The 14,697-nt window shown below is 72.5% G+C and carries 15 protein-coding genes; 13 read left to right on the top strand and 2 right to left on the bottom strand.

Annotation, left to right across the window (positions count from 1 at the left end; translation table 11 throughout):
• The first annotated feature begins 11 nt into the window (after positions 1–11).
• Both AC1DYZ_RS10955 and AC1DYZ_RS10950 read left to right on the top strand, forming a co-directional pair.
• Entirely contained in the window at positions 12–1,154 is a 1,143-nt protein-coding gene (locus AC1DYZ_RS10955) for a sensor histidine kinase (protein ID WP_477065220.1), read from the top strand.
• A gap of 37 nt (positions 1,155–1,191) precedes the next feature.
• A complete protein-coding gene (locus AC1DYZ_RS10950; RefSeq protein ID WP_477065329.1) occupies positions 1,192–1,854 on the top strand; it encodes a response regulator in 663 nt (220 codons plus the stop codon).
• Here AC1DYZ_RS10950 and AC1DYZ_RS10945 read toward each other — a convergent pair.
• Positions 1,851–2,900, bottom strand: coding sequence for an LLM class flavin-dependent oxidoreductase (locus tag AC1DYZ_RS10945; protein ID WP_477065219.1), 1,050 nt, complete (start codon positions 2,898–2,900; stop codon positions 1,851–1,853). The genes AC1DYZ_RS10950 and AC1DYZ_RS10945 overlap by 4 nt on opposite strands.
• Positions 2,901–3,093: 193 nt before the next feature.
• Between AC1DYZ_RS10945 and AC1DYZ_RS10940 the strand changes: the two genes are divergently transcribed.
• From AC1DYZ_RS10940 to AC1DYZ_RS10900, 9 genes are all read left to right on the top strand, one after another.
• Positions 3,094–4,269, top strand: a complete 1,176-nt coding sequence (locus tag AC1DYZ_RS10940) for an ROK family transcriptional regulator (RefSeq protein WP_477065218.1) — start codon at positions 3,094–3,096, stop codon at positions 4,267–4,269.
• An 86-nt stretch (positions 4,270–4,355) separates the two neighbouring features.
• Positions 4,356–5,684: an extracellular solute-binding protein gene (locus tag AC1DYZ_RS10935; protein ID WP_477065217.1), complete on the top strand. Its 1,329-nt coding sequence runs from the start codon at positions 4,356–4,358 to the stop codon at positions 5,682–5,684.
• A gap of 193 nt (positions 5,685–5,877) precedes the next feature.
• Complete coding sequence (locus tag AC1DYZ_RS10930; protein ID WP_477065216.1) at positions 5,878–6,819, top strand: carbohydrate ABC transporter permease; 942 nt, start codon at positions 5,878–5,880, stop codon at positions 6,817–6,819.
• Positions 6,816–7,739, top strand: a complete 924-nt coding sequence (locus AC1DYZ_RS10925; protein ID WP_477065215.1) for a carbohydrate ABC transporter permease — start codon at positions 6,816–6,818, stop codon at positions 7,737–7,739. The genes AC1DYZ_RS10930 and AC1DYZ_RS10925 overlap by 4 nt, the downstream gene beginning before the upstream one ends.
• 1 nt (position 7,740) lies before the next feature.
• Positions 7,741–8,739, top strand: coding sequence for an ROK family protein (locus AC1DYZ_RS10920; protein ID WP_477065214.1), 999 nt, complete (start codon positions 7,741–7,743; stop codon positions 8,737–8,739).
• Positions 8,739–9,521, top strand: coding sequence for a glucosamine-6-phosphate deaminase (gene nagB / locus AC1DYZ_RS10915; RefSeq protein WP_477065213.1), 783 nt, complete (start codon positions 8,739–8,741; stop codon positions 9,519–9,521). Before AC1DYZ_RS10920 ends, nagB begins: the two co-directional genes overlap by 1 nt.
• A gap of 82 nt (positions 9,522–9,603) precedes the next feature.
• Positions 9,604–9,978 carry a DUF3039 domain-containing protein gene (locus tag AC1DYZ_RS10910; protein WP_477065212.1) on the top strand — a complete coding sequence of 125 codons (375 nt, stop codon included), beginning with the start codon at positions 9,604–9,606 and terminating at the stop codon, positions 9,976–9,978.
• The gene (locus tag AC1DYZ_RS10905; protein ID WP_477065211.1) at positions 9,975–11,786 is read left to right on the top strand and encodes a DEAD/DEAH box helicase; all 1,812 of its coding nucleotides are present in this window, start codon (positions 9,975–9,977) and stop codon (positions 11,784–11,786) included. Before AC1DYZ_RS10910 ends, AC1DYZ_RS10905 begins: the two co-directional genes overlap by 4 nt.
• Positions 11,787–12,048: 262 nt before the next feature.
• Complete coding sequence (locus AC1DYZ_RS10900) at positions 12,049–12,204, top strand: hypothetical protein (protein WP_477065210.1); 156 nt, start codon at positions 12,049–12,051, stop codon at positions 12,202–12,204.
• Positions 12,205–12,331: 127 nt separating this feature from the next.
• Here AC1DYZ_RS10900 and AC1DYZ_RS10895 read toward each other — a convergent pair whose 3' ends face one another.
• Positions 12,332–13,675, bottom strand: coding sequence for a nicotinate phosphoribosyltransferase (locus AC1DYZ_RS10895; RefSeq protein WP_477065209.1), 1,344 nt, complete (start codon positions 13,673–13,675; stop codon positions 12,332–12,334).
• Between the two features lie 71 nt (positions 13,676–13,746).
• Here AC1DYZ_RS10895 and clpS point away from each other — a divergent pair, with 71 nt between their 5' ends.
• Together clpS and AC1DYZ_RS10885 are read left to right on the top strand one after the other, a co-directional pair.
• Positions 13,747–14,040, top strand: coding sequence for an ATP-dependent Clp protease adapter ClpS (clpS, locus tag AC1DYZ_RS10890; protein ID WP_456825913.1), 294 nt, complete (start codon positions 13,747–13,749; stop codon positions 14,038–14,040).
• A complete protein-coding gene (locus AC1DYZ_RS10885; protein ID WP_477065208.1) occupies positions 14,040–14,690 on the top strand; it encodes a DUF2017 domain-containing protein in 651 nt (216 codons plus the stop codon). Before clpS ends, AC1DYZ_RS10885 begins: the two co-directional genes overlap by 1 nt.
• Positions 14,691–14,697: the final 7 nt, after the last annotated feature.

The raw sequence follows: 14,697 nt of genomic DNA, 5'->3' as shown, positions 1-14,697 counted from the left end.
AGGCTGCACGCGTGATCCCCGACGCCCTCCGTCCGCTGTGGACGGCACCCCGACCCCCGGGCGCTCCCGCGCGGGTCTGGCGGGACTGGGTGCTGGTCGGGCTGCTGGTGCCGGTCGCGGTGCTCGAGGCTGTGCAGCGGCACGACGTGCCGTGGAAGGCCGTGTCCTTCGTCGTGGCCCTCGTGACAGTTCTCGCGCTGCTGTGGCGTCGGACGCACCCGCTCGCCGTGGTCGCCGTCGTGTTCGGCAGCCTGGCGGTCGTCGACGCGGCAGCCCTGGTGGCCGGGGTGGGCGAGTGGGGACCGTACACCTCGGCCTGCATCCTCCTGGTGCCGTACGCGCTGGTCCGCTGGGGGAGCGGACGCGAGATCGTCCTCGGGCTGGGCATCGTCGCGATCGCCCTCGCGCTGGGGATCGCCGGCCACTGGACGGGCATCGGGGACGCCATCCTCGAGGTGGTGTTCCTGCTGTCGCCGGCCGCGATCGGTGCGTGGGTCCGCTACGGCGCCACGTCGCGGGTCCGCGAGCAGGAGCAGGTCCGGCTGCGCGAGCGCGAGCAGCTCGCGCGGGAGCTGCACGACACGGTGGCCCACCACGTGTCCGCGATCGCGGTCCGCGCGCAGGCGGGTCGGGTCGTGGCCGCGACGAACCCCGACGCGGCCGTCGAGGCTCTGCGCGTCATCGAGACCGAGGCGTCCCGGGCGCTCACCGAGATGCGGCTCATGGTGGGCGCCCTGCGCGGCGGCGGCGCCCCCGAGCTGGCCCCGCAGCAGGGCGTGGCGGACATCGAGCGGCTCGCGCGCGCCGTCGGCGGCCCGCCCCGCGTCGAGCTGGAGCTCTCGGGGGACCTGGACGACCTGCGCCCCGCCGTCGGCGTCGCGGTCTACCGCCTGACGCAGGAGTCGATCACGAACGCGCTCCGCCATGCGCGGCACGCCTCGCGGATCGATGTCCGCCTCGTCGGGGACGACGACTGCGTGCGGCTGACCGTCCAGGACGACGGCGAGATCCAGGCGCGCAGCGGGACCGGCTACGGGTTGGTCGGGATGACCGAGCGGGCGACCCTGCTCGGCGGCACCCTCGCCGCGGGGCCGGGCACGGACCGCGGCTGGACGGTCGCCGCGGTCCTGCCGCGAGAGGGCGCGGTCCGATGAGCGCTCCAGGCGCGCCGACGAGGACGGGTGCATGCCGATGACGATCCGGGTGCTGGTGGCCGACGACCAGGAGATCGTCCGCACGGGCCTGGCGATGATCCTCGCCGCGCAGCCCGGGATCGAGGTGGTCGCCCAGGTCGCCGACGGGCGCCAGGCGGTGGCCCGGGCGCGCGAGCTGCGGCCCGACGTGTGCCTGCTCGACATCCGGATGCCCGAGATGGACGGCATCGAGGCCACGCGACGGCTGGCCGGACCGGACGTCGCCGACCCGCTCGCGGTCGTCGTCATCACCACGTTCGACCTCGACGAGTACGTGCACGGCGCCCTGAGGGCCGGCGCCCGCGGCTTCCTGCTCAAGGACGCCGGCCCCGAGCTGCTGGTCCAGGCGGTGCACGCGGCGGCCGCCGGTGACGCGCTGATCGCGCCGAACGTCACGGTCCGGCTGCTCGCGGCGTTCGCGGCGGGTGGGGACGGGCGGCCGCCGGCGCAGCCCATCGCTCCGCTCACGGTCCGCGAGGAGGAGGTGCTGGTCACGGTCGCGCGGGGGAAGACCAACTCCGAGATCGCCGAGGAGCTCCGCATCAGCCTCGGCACCGTGAAGACCCACCTCGGCAGCCTCATGGACAAGCTCGGTGCCCGGAACCGCGTGGAGCTGGCGATGTGGGCCTACGAGACGGGCCGCATGGGGCGCTCCAGCTAGCCGGCGAGCGCCTCGCGGACCAGCGGCGCGACCTTCGTGCCCAGCAGCTCGATCGAGCGCAGGGACTCCGCCTGCGGGACGCCCGAGAGGTCCATCTGGAACGACTGCCGGTCGTGGTGCAGCACCTCGTGCAGGGCGACGATCCGCTCCGCAACCTGCTCGGGCTCGCCGACGAAGTACGCGCCGCCGCGCGCCGCCTGCGACTCGTACGAGATGCGGTTGGGCATCGGGAAGCCACGCTCGGCCGAGATCTTGCTCATCGAGGCCAGCCAGTACGGGTAGAAGAAGTCCCGGGCCGCCTTGCCGTCGTTCGCGAAGAACCCCATGCCGGCCACCGACACGAAGCGGTCGGCGGCGTCGTGACCGGACTCGGCGTGCGCGCGACGGTAGAGGTCGACCAGCGGCGCGAACTGGGCGGGCTGGCCGCCGATGATCGCGTAGCTGATGGGCAGCCCGAGCACCCCGGCGCGCACCGACGACTGCGGGTTGCCGCCCGTGGCCACGGCGATGCGCAGGTGCTGACCCCGTCCTGGGTGGTCGAACGGGCGGGGGAGGACCAGGGCGTCGTCGAGCGCGGGCCGGAAGCGGCCGCTCCACGTCACGCGTTCCTGGGCGTCGAGCCGCAGGAGCAGCTGGATCTTCTCGTCGTAGAGGTCGTCGTAGTCGTCGAGCGACGCCCCGAACAAGGGGTACGACTCGATGAACGAACCGCGCCCGGCGAGCAGCTCGACGCGCCCCTCGGACAGCAGGTCCATCGTCGCGAACTGCTGGAACACGCGGACGGGGTCCTCGGTGGACAGGACCGTCACGGCGCTGCCGACGGTGAGCCGGGACGTCTGCGCGAGGGCCGCGGCGATCACCGTGGACGGCGACGAGATGGCGTAGTCGGGCCGGTGGTGCTCGCCGATCCCGACGTAGTCGAGGCCCACCTCCTCGGCCAGCCGGATCCGTTCGAGCACCTCGCGGAGGCGCTGACCGGGGGAGACCTGGGCCCCGGTGGTGGGGTCGGGGTGGACGTCGCCGAACGTGTACAGGCCGAGTTCCATGACGATGCGAACGCATCGACCGCTTCGCCTGTTCCCGCGTTCCCGCTGGTGAGGGCGCTGTACCAGGTCACCGCGTCGGGCCCGCGAGTGAATCGTTTTCCTGTGAGTCGGCCAGGTGAACGTCCGGTCACGATGTGGTCACAGTCACAGACGAGAGTTGACTTCGATTAGTAAGGAAGGTCTACTAACAAACGTGACAGCGACCACGCAGCCCCTCGCGGCAGCCCGCGGAGTCGGTCGGGCACTGCGCCCGACCGGCAAGGTGCTGCCCGAGCACGCTCGTGCGCACAACCGGTCGCTCGTCCTCGCGCACCTGTTCCACAGCGGGACCGCGTCCCGCGCCGACATCGCCCGCAGCACCGGCCTGACCCGTGTCACCGTGTCGGGCCTGGTGGCCGACCTCATCGCCGAGGGGCTGGTCGAGGAGCTCGGCATTCGTGCCGAGGGCAAGGTCGGCAAGCCGGCCACGCTCGTCGGGATGCGAACCGCGGACTTCCAGATCATCGCCGTCGACCTGACCGACGACTCGCGCCTGCTGGGCGCCGTGATGACCCTGGTCGGTGGCGTCGTCGACCGCCGCTCGGTCGCCCTGGAGGGGCGCACCGGCGACGCCGCGGCCGACCTGCTCGAGAGCCTCTGCCGCGACCTGCTGGCCGCCGCGACCCGTCCGGTCATCGGCATCGGCATCGCGTCGCCCGGCGTCATCGACCTCGCGGGCACCGTCGTCCAGGCGCCGAACCGGGGCTGGTACGACCTCCCGCTCGCCGCGAACCTCACCCGGGCGCTGGGCGTGCCCGTGCACGTCGCCAACGACGCCAACACGCGCGCGCTGGGCGAGTTCACCTACGGCTCCGCCGCCGGGTCGGGCTGCATGGTGCTCACGGTCGGGGAGGGCGTCGGCGCCGGGATCGTCGTCGACGGCGCGCTCGTGCTCGGCCGCCACCACGCGGCCGGCGAGATCGGCCACGTGACGGTGGTCGACGGCGACGTGCGCGACGAGCCCCCGCTCGACTGCGCGTGCGGCCGCTCCGGCTGCCTCGAGACCGTGCTGAGCGTCCCGGCCCTGCGCCGACGGACCGCCGGTCTGTCCCCCCAAGACTCCGACGCCGCGCTGGCGTCGGTCGGACGGCTGCTGGGCATCGCCCTGGCACCCGTCGTCAGTGCGCTCGACCTCGCCGAGGTCCTGTTCTCCGGTCCGCCGGAGCTGCTGGACGGACCTCTGCGCGACTCGGCGCTCGCCACCATCCGTGCGCGGACCATGCCCGTCATCGGGCACGGTCTCGCCATGCGGATGGGATCCCTCGACGAGGACGGGGCTCTCGCTGGTGCGGCAGTCCTGGTCCTGTCGGGCCAGCTGGGGGTCTCGTGACGACCCCCAGCCGGCCCCTTGCAGGTCGGAAGAAACCCCCGGCGACGCCGTCCGGCGCTCGTCTCGTTCACGGGAGGAACCCCAACGTGAAGATCCTACGTTTCGCGGCCGTCGGCGTGGCGGCTGCGCTCACGCTCGCGGCCTGCGGCTCCGGCGACGACGCTGGCGACGACGCCAGCGCTCCGGCCGGTACCCCCGAGCCCGCCACGATCAAGCTGTGGCTCAACGGCACGGACACCCCGCAGGCGCTGCGCGACTACCTCACCACGACCTTCGAGTCGGAGAACCCCGGCTCGAAGCTCGTCATCGAGGAGCAGGACTGGAGTGGGCTCGTCCCGCGTCTGCAGACCGCGCTCGCCTCGGAGGACCAGACCCCCGACCTGGTCGAGATCGGCAACACGCAGTCGCCGACCTTCACCTACGCCGGCGCCTTTGCCGACATCACGGACATGTACGACGAGCTGGGCGGCGAGAAGCTCCTCCAGGGCTTCGTCGACGCCGGTAGCGCGGACGGCAAGTTCTACGCCGCCCCGTACTACTCCGGTGCCCGCGCCGTGTTCTACAACAAGGACGCCTTCGCCGCGGCCGGGGTCGAGGTCCCGACCACGCTCGAGGAGTTCACCGAGGTCGCGAAGAAGCTGCAGACGGACACGCAGTCCGGCTTCTGGCTGCCCGGCCAGGACTGGTACAACGGCGCGGCCTGGATCTACACCAACGGCGGCGACCTCGCGGTCAAGGAGGGCGACTCCTGGAAGGGCGCGCTCTCCTCGCCCGAGTCGATCAAGGGCCTCGAGGAGGTCCAGGACCTCTTCCAGAACGCCACGCACGCTCCGGCCGACAGCGACTCCAACGAGCCGTGGGTCCCGTTCAACGCGGGCCAGGCGGCCATGTTCTCCGCGCCGACGTGGGCGCGGTGGAGCATCGACCTGCCCGCCTGCAACAAGGGCGTGGCGGCCGACGACAAGTCGGACGCGGCCAAGGCGCTGCTCGCCGAGCAGCAGAAGTGCAACGAGGAGCACACCGGTGTCTTCCCGCTGCCGGGTCTCGACGCCGGTTCGTACGCGAACGGCTTCGCGGGCGGCTCGAACATCGCCGTCGCGGCGAAGTCCAAGCACCCTGAGCTGGCCAAGAGCCTCCTGAAGATCATCTTCACGGAGGAGTTCCAGAACCAGCTGGGCCAGAACGGCCTCATCCCGGGCAACACGGAGTACGCCGCCTCGATGGGTGACGACGTGTACGCCCAGGCCGCTGTCGCCGCCGCGCTCAACGCCAAGCTCACGCCGGCGGCCGAGAAGTGGGCCGACGTCGAGGGCGACCGCATCCTGGAGGACTTCTTCCAGAAGCTCGCCACCGGTGCGGACGTCAAGGAGAGCGCCGCTGCGACGGACAAGCTCCTCGAGAGCGCGCTGAACTGATCCGGCTCCGGCCGGCCGCGTCCCCMCCCCGGGCGCGGCCGGCCGGGACCTGGATCGGCCGGACGACCTTCGGCCGATCTCCCGCTCGACGATCACGGTCCGCCGGTCCTCGATCGGCCGACCACCTGATCCGGGCACGACCGGGCCTGCCGACGCAGGCCGGCCCGGTCGTGCCACCAGACAGGAGTTCCCCATGGCAGCCTCTGCCCCCGCGCTGCAGCAGGACGACGTCGCCGTCGCCCACCCGCGCCGCCGCCGACGCAAGGTCGGCGTGTACGGCCTGCTCGTCCCGGCCGCCGTCCTCATGGGCGTCGCCCTCGGCTACCCGCTGATCCGCCAGTTCGTCATCTCCTTCCAGGAATACGGCCTGCGCCAGCAGTTCGGTCAGCCCGCCGAGTGGGTCGGCCTCCAGAACTACGTCGACCTCCTGACCGACCCCTACGTGTGGCAGGTCATCGGTCGCTCGATCGCCTTCTGCCTGATCAACGCCGCCGTGACGATGCTCATCGGCATCGCGTTCGCCGTTCTCATGTCGCGGGTCAGCACGACCTCGCGCATCACGCTGCAGGTCTCCCTCCTGCTGGCCTGGGGCACCCCGGTGCTCGCCTCGATGACGGTCTGGCAGTGGCTGTTCGACTCGCAGTACGGCGTCATCAACTGGGTCCTGGCGAACGTCTTCGGTCTCGACGACATGGCCGGGCACTCGTGGATCATCCAGCCGCTGTCGTTCTACTTCGTCGCGACGGTCATCGTCGTGTGGATGTCCGTGCCGTTCGTCGCGTTCTCCGTCTACGCCGGCCTGCTCCAGGTGCCGGAGGAGACGATGGAGGCGGCCCAGCTGGACGGCGCCTCGTCGCGCCAGCGGTTCTGGAACATCACGATGCCGATGATCCGGCCGGTGCTCTCGATCGTGCTGCTGCTGCAGGTGATCTGGGACCTCAAGGTGTTCACGCAGATCTACGTGCTCCAGCGGGCCGGCGCGCCGACGCGCGAGACCAACCTGCTGGGCACCCTCATCTACTCCTACGCCAAGGAGTTCTCGCTGGCCGGCGCGCTCGCCACGATCATGCTGGTGCTGACGCTCGCCCTCACCGGGTTCTACATCCGGCAGATGCTGAAGGAGGACGAGCTGTGAGCGCCGTCGACGTCCCGGCACCCGCGCCGCAGGCCACGCCGAGCGAGATCCCGCTCCGCAAGGCGACGAAGTCGTCCGAGGCCGGCCGTGCGCAGTCCCGCGGTGGCCGCCGCGCCCTCAGCGCCCTGGCGATCGTCCTCGCGGTCCTGTGGGTCTTCCCCATCTACTGGATGATCAACAGCGCGTTCCTGCCGCTCAACAAGCTGCAGACGCCGGACCCGACGTTCTTCCCGCTGGGCGGCACGCTCTCGAACTTCCGGCGGGTGCTGAACGACCCGACGTTCTGGGCCGCGATGCGCATCTCGCTGGCGGTCGTCGTCATCGTGCTGCTCGCCGCGCTGATCTTTGCGTTCCTGGCCGCGCTGGCCGTGAGCCGGTTCCGGTTCCGGGGCCGCAAGGGCTTCATCCTCACCATCCTCGTGGTGCAGATGATCCCGGCCGAGGGGCTGTTCATCTCGCAGTACCAGATGCTCGACGGCTGGAACCTGGTCAACAAGGTCGCCGGCCTGGCGCTCGTCTACACCGCGGCGATCCTGCCGTTCACCATCTGGATGCTGCGCGGGTTCGTCGCCGGGGTGCCGATCGAGCTCGAGGAGGCCGGCATGGTCGACGGGCTGTCGCGCACGGGCGCCTTCTTCCGCATCACGTTCCCGCTGCTGGCGCCCGGCCTGGTCGCCGCCGGTGTGTACGGGTTCCTGCAGGCGTGGAACGAGTACACCCTCGCGCTCGTCGTCATGACCGACCCGTCGCAGCGCACGCTGCCGCTGTGGCTGCAGGGGCTCGTCGAGTCCAACCGCGCCACCGACTGGGGCGTCGTGATGGCCGGCTCGGCGCTCATCGCGATCCCCGTCATCGTGTTCTTCCTGTTCGTCCAGAACAAGATGACGTCCGGGCTCGTCGCGGGTGCGGTGAAGGGCTGACGTGAGCGCGCAGGGGATCCCGACGCCGCAGGGGCGGGCGTCGGACGGGAACGCACGTCCGTGGTCCGTCGGGCTGGACGTCGGCGGCACCAAGGTGCTCGGCGTCCTGCTGGACGCCGACGGCGTCGCGCGCCACCAGCTGCGTTCGGCCACCACGGGCGGAGCGGACGGCGTGGTCGAGACGATCGTGGGCGTGGTCCAGGAGCTCGCCGCGAGTGCCGGCGTGCCGGTCGCCGAGCTGGCGGGCGTCGGGATCGGTCTGCCCGGCGTCGTCGACGCCGCCGACGGCACCGTCGAGCATGCGGTCAACCTCGGCATCGAGCGTCGCACCCCGCTCGCGGCCCTCGTCTCCGAGCGGCTGGGGCTGCCCGTCCGGGTGGAGAACGACCTCACGGTCGCCGTCGTCGGCGCCGCGCACACCGTCGACGGTCGCCGCGCGGCCGCGGATGCCGACGTCGTGCACGACCTCGCGTTCCTCGCGCTCGGCACGGGGCTCGCCGCGGGCCTGCTGCTCGAGGGTCGCCTGCGCCGCGGCTCGACGGGCGGCGCGGGGGAGATCGGGCACCTGACGCTGGTCCCCGGCGGTCTGCCCTGCAAGTGCGGGCAGCTCGGCTGCCTGGAGCAGTACGCGTCGGGCTCCGCCCTCGACGCCGCGTGGCCCAGCCGATACGGGCGGCCGGCGCCGGAGGAGCTCTTCGTCGCGGCGGAGGCGGGCGATGCCCGGGCCGTCGAGATCCGGGACCAGTTCGCCTGGGCCGTCGCGTCGGCCGTGCGGATCCTGGTCCTGACCTGCGACGTGGAGATGGTCGTCATCGGCGGCGGCGTCAGCGCCCTGGGGCAGCCGCTCCTGCGGGCGGTGAAGGCGGAGCTGGCGCGCGAGGCGCAGGCGTCGCCGTTCCTCGCCTCGATGGGGCTGGCCGAGCGCGTCAGCCTCGCGCCCGCCGACGTGCCGGTCGGCGCCGTCGGTGCCGCGCTGCTGGGCAGAGGGGAGTACGTCTGATGGAGGTCGTCATCGCACCCGGCGCCGAGCTGGGTCGGCTCGCCGCCGCGGCGATCGAGCAGCTGGTGCGCGCCGAGCCCGATGCGGTCCTGGGCCTGGCGACGGGCTCGAGCCCGCTCGCGGTCTACGACGAGCTGGCCCGCCGGCATGTCGAGCACGGCCTGTCGTTCTCCCGCGCCCGCGCGTTCATGCTCGACGAGTACGTGGGCCTCGCCGCCGACCACCCGCAGCGCTATCGCAACGTCATCGACGCCGAGATCGCCTCCCGCGTCGACTTCGCACCGGGCGCCGTGCAGGGGCCGGACGGTCTCGCCGAGGACCTGGTCGCGGCCTGCGCGGCCTACGAGGACGCGATCGCGGCGGTCGGCGGCGTCGACCTGCAGCTCCTCGGCATCGGCACGGACGGGCACATCGCCTTCAACGAGCCGGGGTCGTCGCTGGCCTCGCGCACGCGCATCAAGACGCTTACGCGCCAGACGCGCGAGGACAACGCCCGGTTCTTCGGCGGCGACATCGACCAGGTGCCGCAGCACTGCCTCACCCAGGGCCTCGCGACGATCATGGCCGCGCGCCACCTGGTCCTGCTGGCCACCGGCCGGGGCAAGGCCGAGGCCGTGCACCAGCTGGTGGAGGGACCCGTCAGCGCCATGTGGCCGGCGACGATCCTGCAGCACCACCCGCACGTCACGGTGCTCGTGGACGACGCCGCGGCGAGCCGCCTGCAGCTCGCCGACTACTACCGCGAGACCTTCGCGTCGAAGCCGGACTGGCAGGGTCTCTGAGGCTGTTCGGCATGCGCCCGGTGACCTTCCGCACCCCGGACGGACCGGGGTCGTGTCGGCCCTCCGACGTACACTCGTCGCCATGAGCGAGCCCCTGCCTCCGAGCACCGGACCCGACGACCCGTTCTCCTCGGACCCGGGGACGTCGACCAGCGTGCTGGAGCGCGAGGAGACCGTCGAGCAGGTCGAGCCGGGGGATCACGAGCGGTTCGCGCACTACGTGCGCAAGGAGAAGATCCTCGACTCCGCCATCAGCGGCAAGCCCGTGATCGCGCTCTGCGGCAAGGTCTGGGTGCCGGGCCGGGACCCGAACAAGTTCCCCGTCTGCCCCGTGTGCAAGGAGATCTACGAGGGTCTTCGTGAGCCGCAGGACGGCGACAAGAACGAGGGCGGCAAGGGCTCCGGCGGCGGTCGCAAGTGGGGCTTCGGCCGCAACCCCGGCAGCGGCGGCGCGTGACGGCCGCCCCGCGCCCGTCGTCCCTCCCGTCCACCCACGCCTCCTCGTCGGCGGCCTCCCAGCTCCCGCCGGCGTTCCCTGCGCGTGCGCCGTGGGGGACGGCGGGAAAGCTGCGCGCCTGGCAGGCCGAGGCGATCGAGCACTACCGGACGTCCAACCCGCGCGACTTCCTCGCCGTGGCCACGCCGGGCGCAGGCAAGACGACGTTCGCTCTGCGGATCGCGACCGAGCTGCTCGAGGCCAAGCTCGTGCGCCGCGTGACGGTCGTCGCGCCGACGGAGCACCTCAAGCGGCAGTGGGCCGACGCCGCGGCGCGCGTGGGCATCACGCTCGACCCCAACTTCAGCAACGCCCAGGGGCGTCACGGCCACGGGTTCGACGGCGTCGCCGTGACCTACGCCCAGGTGGCCAGCAAGCCCGCGCTGCACGCCGCGCGGACGGCGGCCGCTCCCACTCTGGTGATCCTCGACGAGGTGCACCACGGCGGTGACGCGCTGTCGTGGGGCGACGCGGTGCGCGAGGCGTTCGAGGGCGCTACGCGCCGGCTCGCGCTGACCGGGACGCCGTTCCGGTCCGACACCGCGGCGATCCCGTTCGTGCGGTACGACCGCGACCTCCAGGGCATCCGCCGGAGCGTCGCGGACTACACCTACGGCTACGGAGACGCGCTGCGCGACCACGTCGTGCGACCGGTGATCTTCCTGTCCTACAGCGGCTCGATGCGCTGGCGCACCAAGGCCGGCGACGAGATCAGCGCCCGGCTGGGGGAGCCGCTGACCAAGGACATCACCGCGCAGGCCTGGCGCACGGCGCTGGACCCGAACGGCGAGTGGATCCCGAGCGTGCTCGCGGCCGCCGACCGCCGGCTGTCCGAGGTGCGGCGCGCGATTCCCGACGCGGGCGCGATGGTCATCGCGACCGATCAGACGGACGCCCGGGCGTACGCCGGCCACCTCGCCCGGATCACCGGGAAGTCGCCCACCGTCGTGCTGTCGGACGACGACGGTGCGAGCGACCGGATCGACGAGTTCTCCGCGGGCGACTCCCGCTGGCTGGTCGCCGTCCGCATGGTCTCGGAGGGGGTCGACGTGCCGCGCCTGGCGGTCGGCGTCTACGCCACGAGCACGGCGACGCCGCTGTTCTTCGCGCAGGCCGTCGGCCGGTTCGTGCGCGCGCGGCGTCGCGGCGAGACGGCCTCGGTGTTCCTGCCCAGCGTCCCGCAGCTGCTCGCGCTGGCCCACACCCTCGAGCTCGAGCGCGACCACGCCCTGGACCGGCCGAAGACGCTCGAGGAGCAGGGCGTGGACGTCGGTCTGGACGACGACGCGCTGGCCGAGGCGAACCGCGAGCGCAACGGACCGGACGAGCTCGGGCCGGACGGCAAGCAGGGCGCGTTCGAGGCGCTGGAGGCGCAGGCGTCGTTCGACCGCGTGCTGTTCGACGGCGGCGAGTTCGGCACGGGCGCGGAGATGGGCTCCGAGGAGGAGCTCGACTTCCTGGGCCTGCCCGGGCTGCTCGACGCCGACCAGGTCTCCGCGCTCCTGCGCCAGCGTCAGGCGGACCAGATCAGCGGCCGGAAGAAGGCGCCGGAGGCGCTGGCCGAGATGGACCACCGCAAGCAGGCCGAGCTGCGCAAGGAGCTGTCGCAGCTGGTCGGTGCCTGGGCGCGCAAGAGCGGGCAGCCGCACGGCTCGGTGCACAACGAGCTGCGCCGCCGGTGCGGGGGACCCGAGGTCGCGCTGGCGGATCCCGACCAGCTCACGGCCCGCGTGGCCATGGTGCGCGGGTGGTTCGTCGGCAAGCGCTGATGCCTGCCTTCGGTGAGCATCGCGCGAGTACATCCGCTACCTGGATGAAACAAGGCGCATCTCACCATGTGGACCTGCTCAAAAACACGTAAAGCCGCAGGTCACAGCCCTGGACGCGCGACCACATAGCATTTCGGTTCGCCCACGCAACTTTTCCCTCGACGTGCCGAGGTCGGGATCCCCTGCCAGATTTGTTCTGTGACACACGGCGCCGGGTACCCCCGGATGCCGGATCGGTGACCACAGATCGAAAGGGTCAACCATGCCTACCTGGCTCATCCTCATCCTTGTCGGTGTCGTCCTCGTCGTCCTCGGCGTCGCGACCAACATCGGAACCTGGCTCATCTGGATCGGCGTGATCGTGCTCGTCGTCAGCCTGATCCTCGGGCTGGTCGGTCGGGGCCGCTCGCGCGTCTAGCCAGGGTCAGGTCACGACCGGGCGTGCTGACCGCCGCCCCCGCACCGGATCGACCCTCCCGCCGCGCGGACCCTGACGGGAACGCGCGGCACGCAGTCCGCAGTACCGACGCTGCGGCTCGGGCCCCTCAGTCCCCGAGCCGCAGCGTCACGGTCGGCACCGCTGCCTCGTCGGCAGACAGCCGTCGCGCCCCGCGCGGCAGCTCGTCCCGCGAGGCGCGGTGCCTTTCCGTCGCGTGGCGCACGCCGTCCTCGCCGACCCAGCGCGGGTCGACCACGCCCCCGGCGACGAGCGGGACGTGCAGCGGGCGCAGGGACGCGTCCGCGGGCGACCAGGCCCGGACCTCGTCGTCGGAGCCCTCGACCAGCACCTCCTCGACCGCCCGGCCGTCGGTGCCCAGCCGCCGGGCCGCCGCCTTGCGGCCACCCACGCTCACCTTCCCCCGCGCGGCCTTGGCCACCGGGGCGAGCACCCCGTCGGCACCCTCGCGGGCGACGAGCTTGTAGACCATCCCGCACGTCGGCGCCCCGGATCCGGTGACGACCGACGTGCCGACGCCGTAGCTGTCCACCGGGGCGACCGCCAGCGCGGCGATGGCGTACTCGTCCAGGTCGGACGTCACCGTGATCTTCGTGCTCCGCGCGCCGGCCTCGTCCAGCTGGGCACGGACCTCCTGCGCGAGGACGCCGAGGTCGCCGGAGTCGAGCCGTACCGCCCCGAGCGCCGGACCGGCGGCGGCCAGGGCGAGCTCGACGCCGCGCCGCACGTCGTAGGTGTCCACCAGCAGGGTGGTCCCGACGCCCTGGGCGGCGACCTGCGCGGCGAACGCGGCCGCCTCGTCGTCGTGCAGCAGCGTGAACGCGTGCGCCGCCGTGCCGATGGTCGGCAGGCCGTACCGGCGTCCGGCCTCGAGGTTCGAGGTGCCGACGAAGCCCGCGACCACCGCAGCGCGCGCCGCCGCGACCGCCGCCTCCTCGTGCGCGCGGCGCGACCCCATCTCCAGGACGGGCCGGTCGACGGCGGCGCTGGTCATCCGGGACGCGGCGGACGCGACCGCCGAGTCGTAGTTGAGGATCGAGAGCACGAGCGTCTCCAGCAGCACCGCCTCCGCGAAGCTGCCCTCGACCACCATCACGGGCGACGAGGGGAAGAAGGCCTCGCCCTCCGCGTACCCGACGATCGAGCCGGTGAACCGGTAGTCGGACAAGAAGGCCAGCGTCGCGTCGTCGACGACGCCGGCCTGGGCCAACCAGTCGAGCTCGGCGGCGCCGAACCGGAACCGCTCGAGCGACTCCAGCACGCGGCCGGTGCCGGCGAGCACCCCGTAGCGCCGACCGTGGGGGAGGCGTCGCGTGAACACCTCGAAGACGCACCGCCGTTGCGCGGTGCCGTCGGCCAGCGCGGCCTGCAGCATGGTCAGCTCGTAGCGGTCGGTCAGGAGCGCGGCGCTGGGCGCCTGCGGGGCCGTCATGGCCCCAACGTAGGCGGGCGGGGGTCCGCGCGCGTGCCCGACCCGGCCGTCCCGCGCCTACAGTGGGCCGCGTGCCAGTGCAGACCCTCCCCGACGCAAGCGTCGAGGAGGCACAGGAGGCCGCGGTCGCCGACCCGTGGGTGACGATCGTGTGGAACGACCCGGTCAACCTCATGAGCTACGTGACGTACGTGTTCGAGTCGTACTTCGGTCATCCGCGCGAGAAGGCCGAGCGGCTCATGCGACAGGTCCACGAGCAGGGCCGGGCGGTGGTCTCGACGGGATCGCTCGAGGCGATGGAGGTCGATGTGCAGGCGATGCACGGCTTCGGGCTCTGGGCGACGCTGCAGCGCAGCGGGCAGTGATGCGGGGCTTCAGGCGTCGCCGGGGGATGTACGCCGCACGGCTCGACGAGGACGAGCGCGAGGTGATCGCCGCTCTGGTCGCGGACGTGGCCGAGCTGCTGGGTGCCGGCCGCCTCGAGGCGCCCGGCCAGAGCTCCGTCCCCGCCGCTGACGGCACGCCGCGCATGAGCATGGAGCCGCTGGCGCCGCCGTCGGACCCCGCCGTGCGACGGTTGCTTCCCGACGCCTCCCGCGACGACCCGGAGGTCGCCGCCGAGTTCCGCCGGCTCACGGAGGACGACCTGCGTGCGGACAAGATCGCTCGGCTGACCCGGCTGTGGGTCGCGCTGACCACGCCGACCGAGGGCTGGCGGGCGGACGCGTTCGTCGTGGACCCAAACGACGCCAAGGACGTCGCCGCCTCGATCACGGACCTGCGGCTGGTGCTCGCGGAACGCCTGGACATCCGCACCGACGAGCAGGCGGAGCGGCTGTACGACGCGCTGCTCGTCTCCCCGCAGGCGGACGTCGACGACGTGCCCGAGGTGCTCGACCCGGCGGCCCACCGCTACCTCGTCGCGGTGTACGGCGCGCTGAGCTGGTTGCAGGAGTCGCTGGTCGAGGTCCTGCTGCACGACTTGCGCGCCTCCGGGCGCCGGGGCGGACCGTGACCGCGCA

This window comes from Cellulomonas sp. P1_C4, assembly GCF_056406355.1.
Note: the sequence above shows the minus strand (reverse complement) of the source record. Positions and strands in the feature narration are given on the sequence as shown.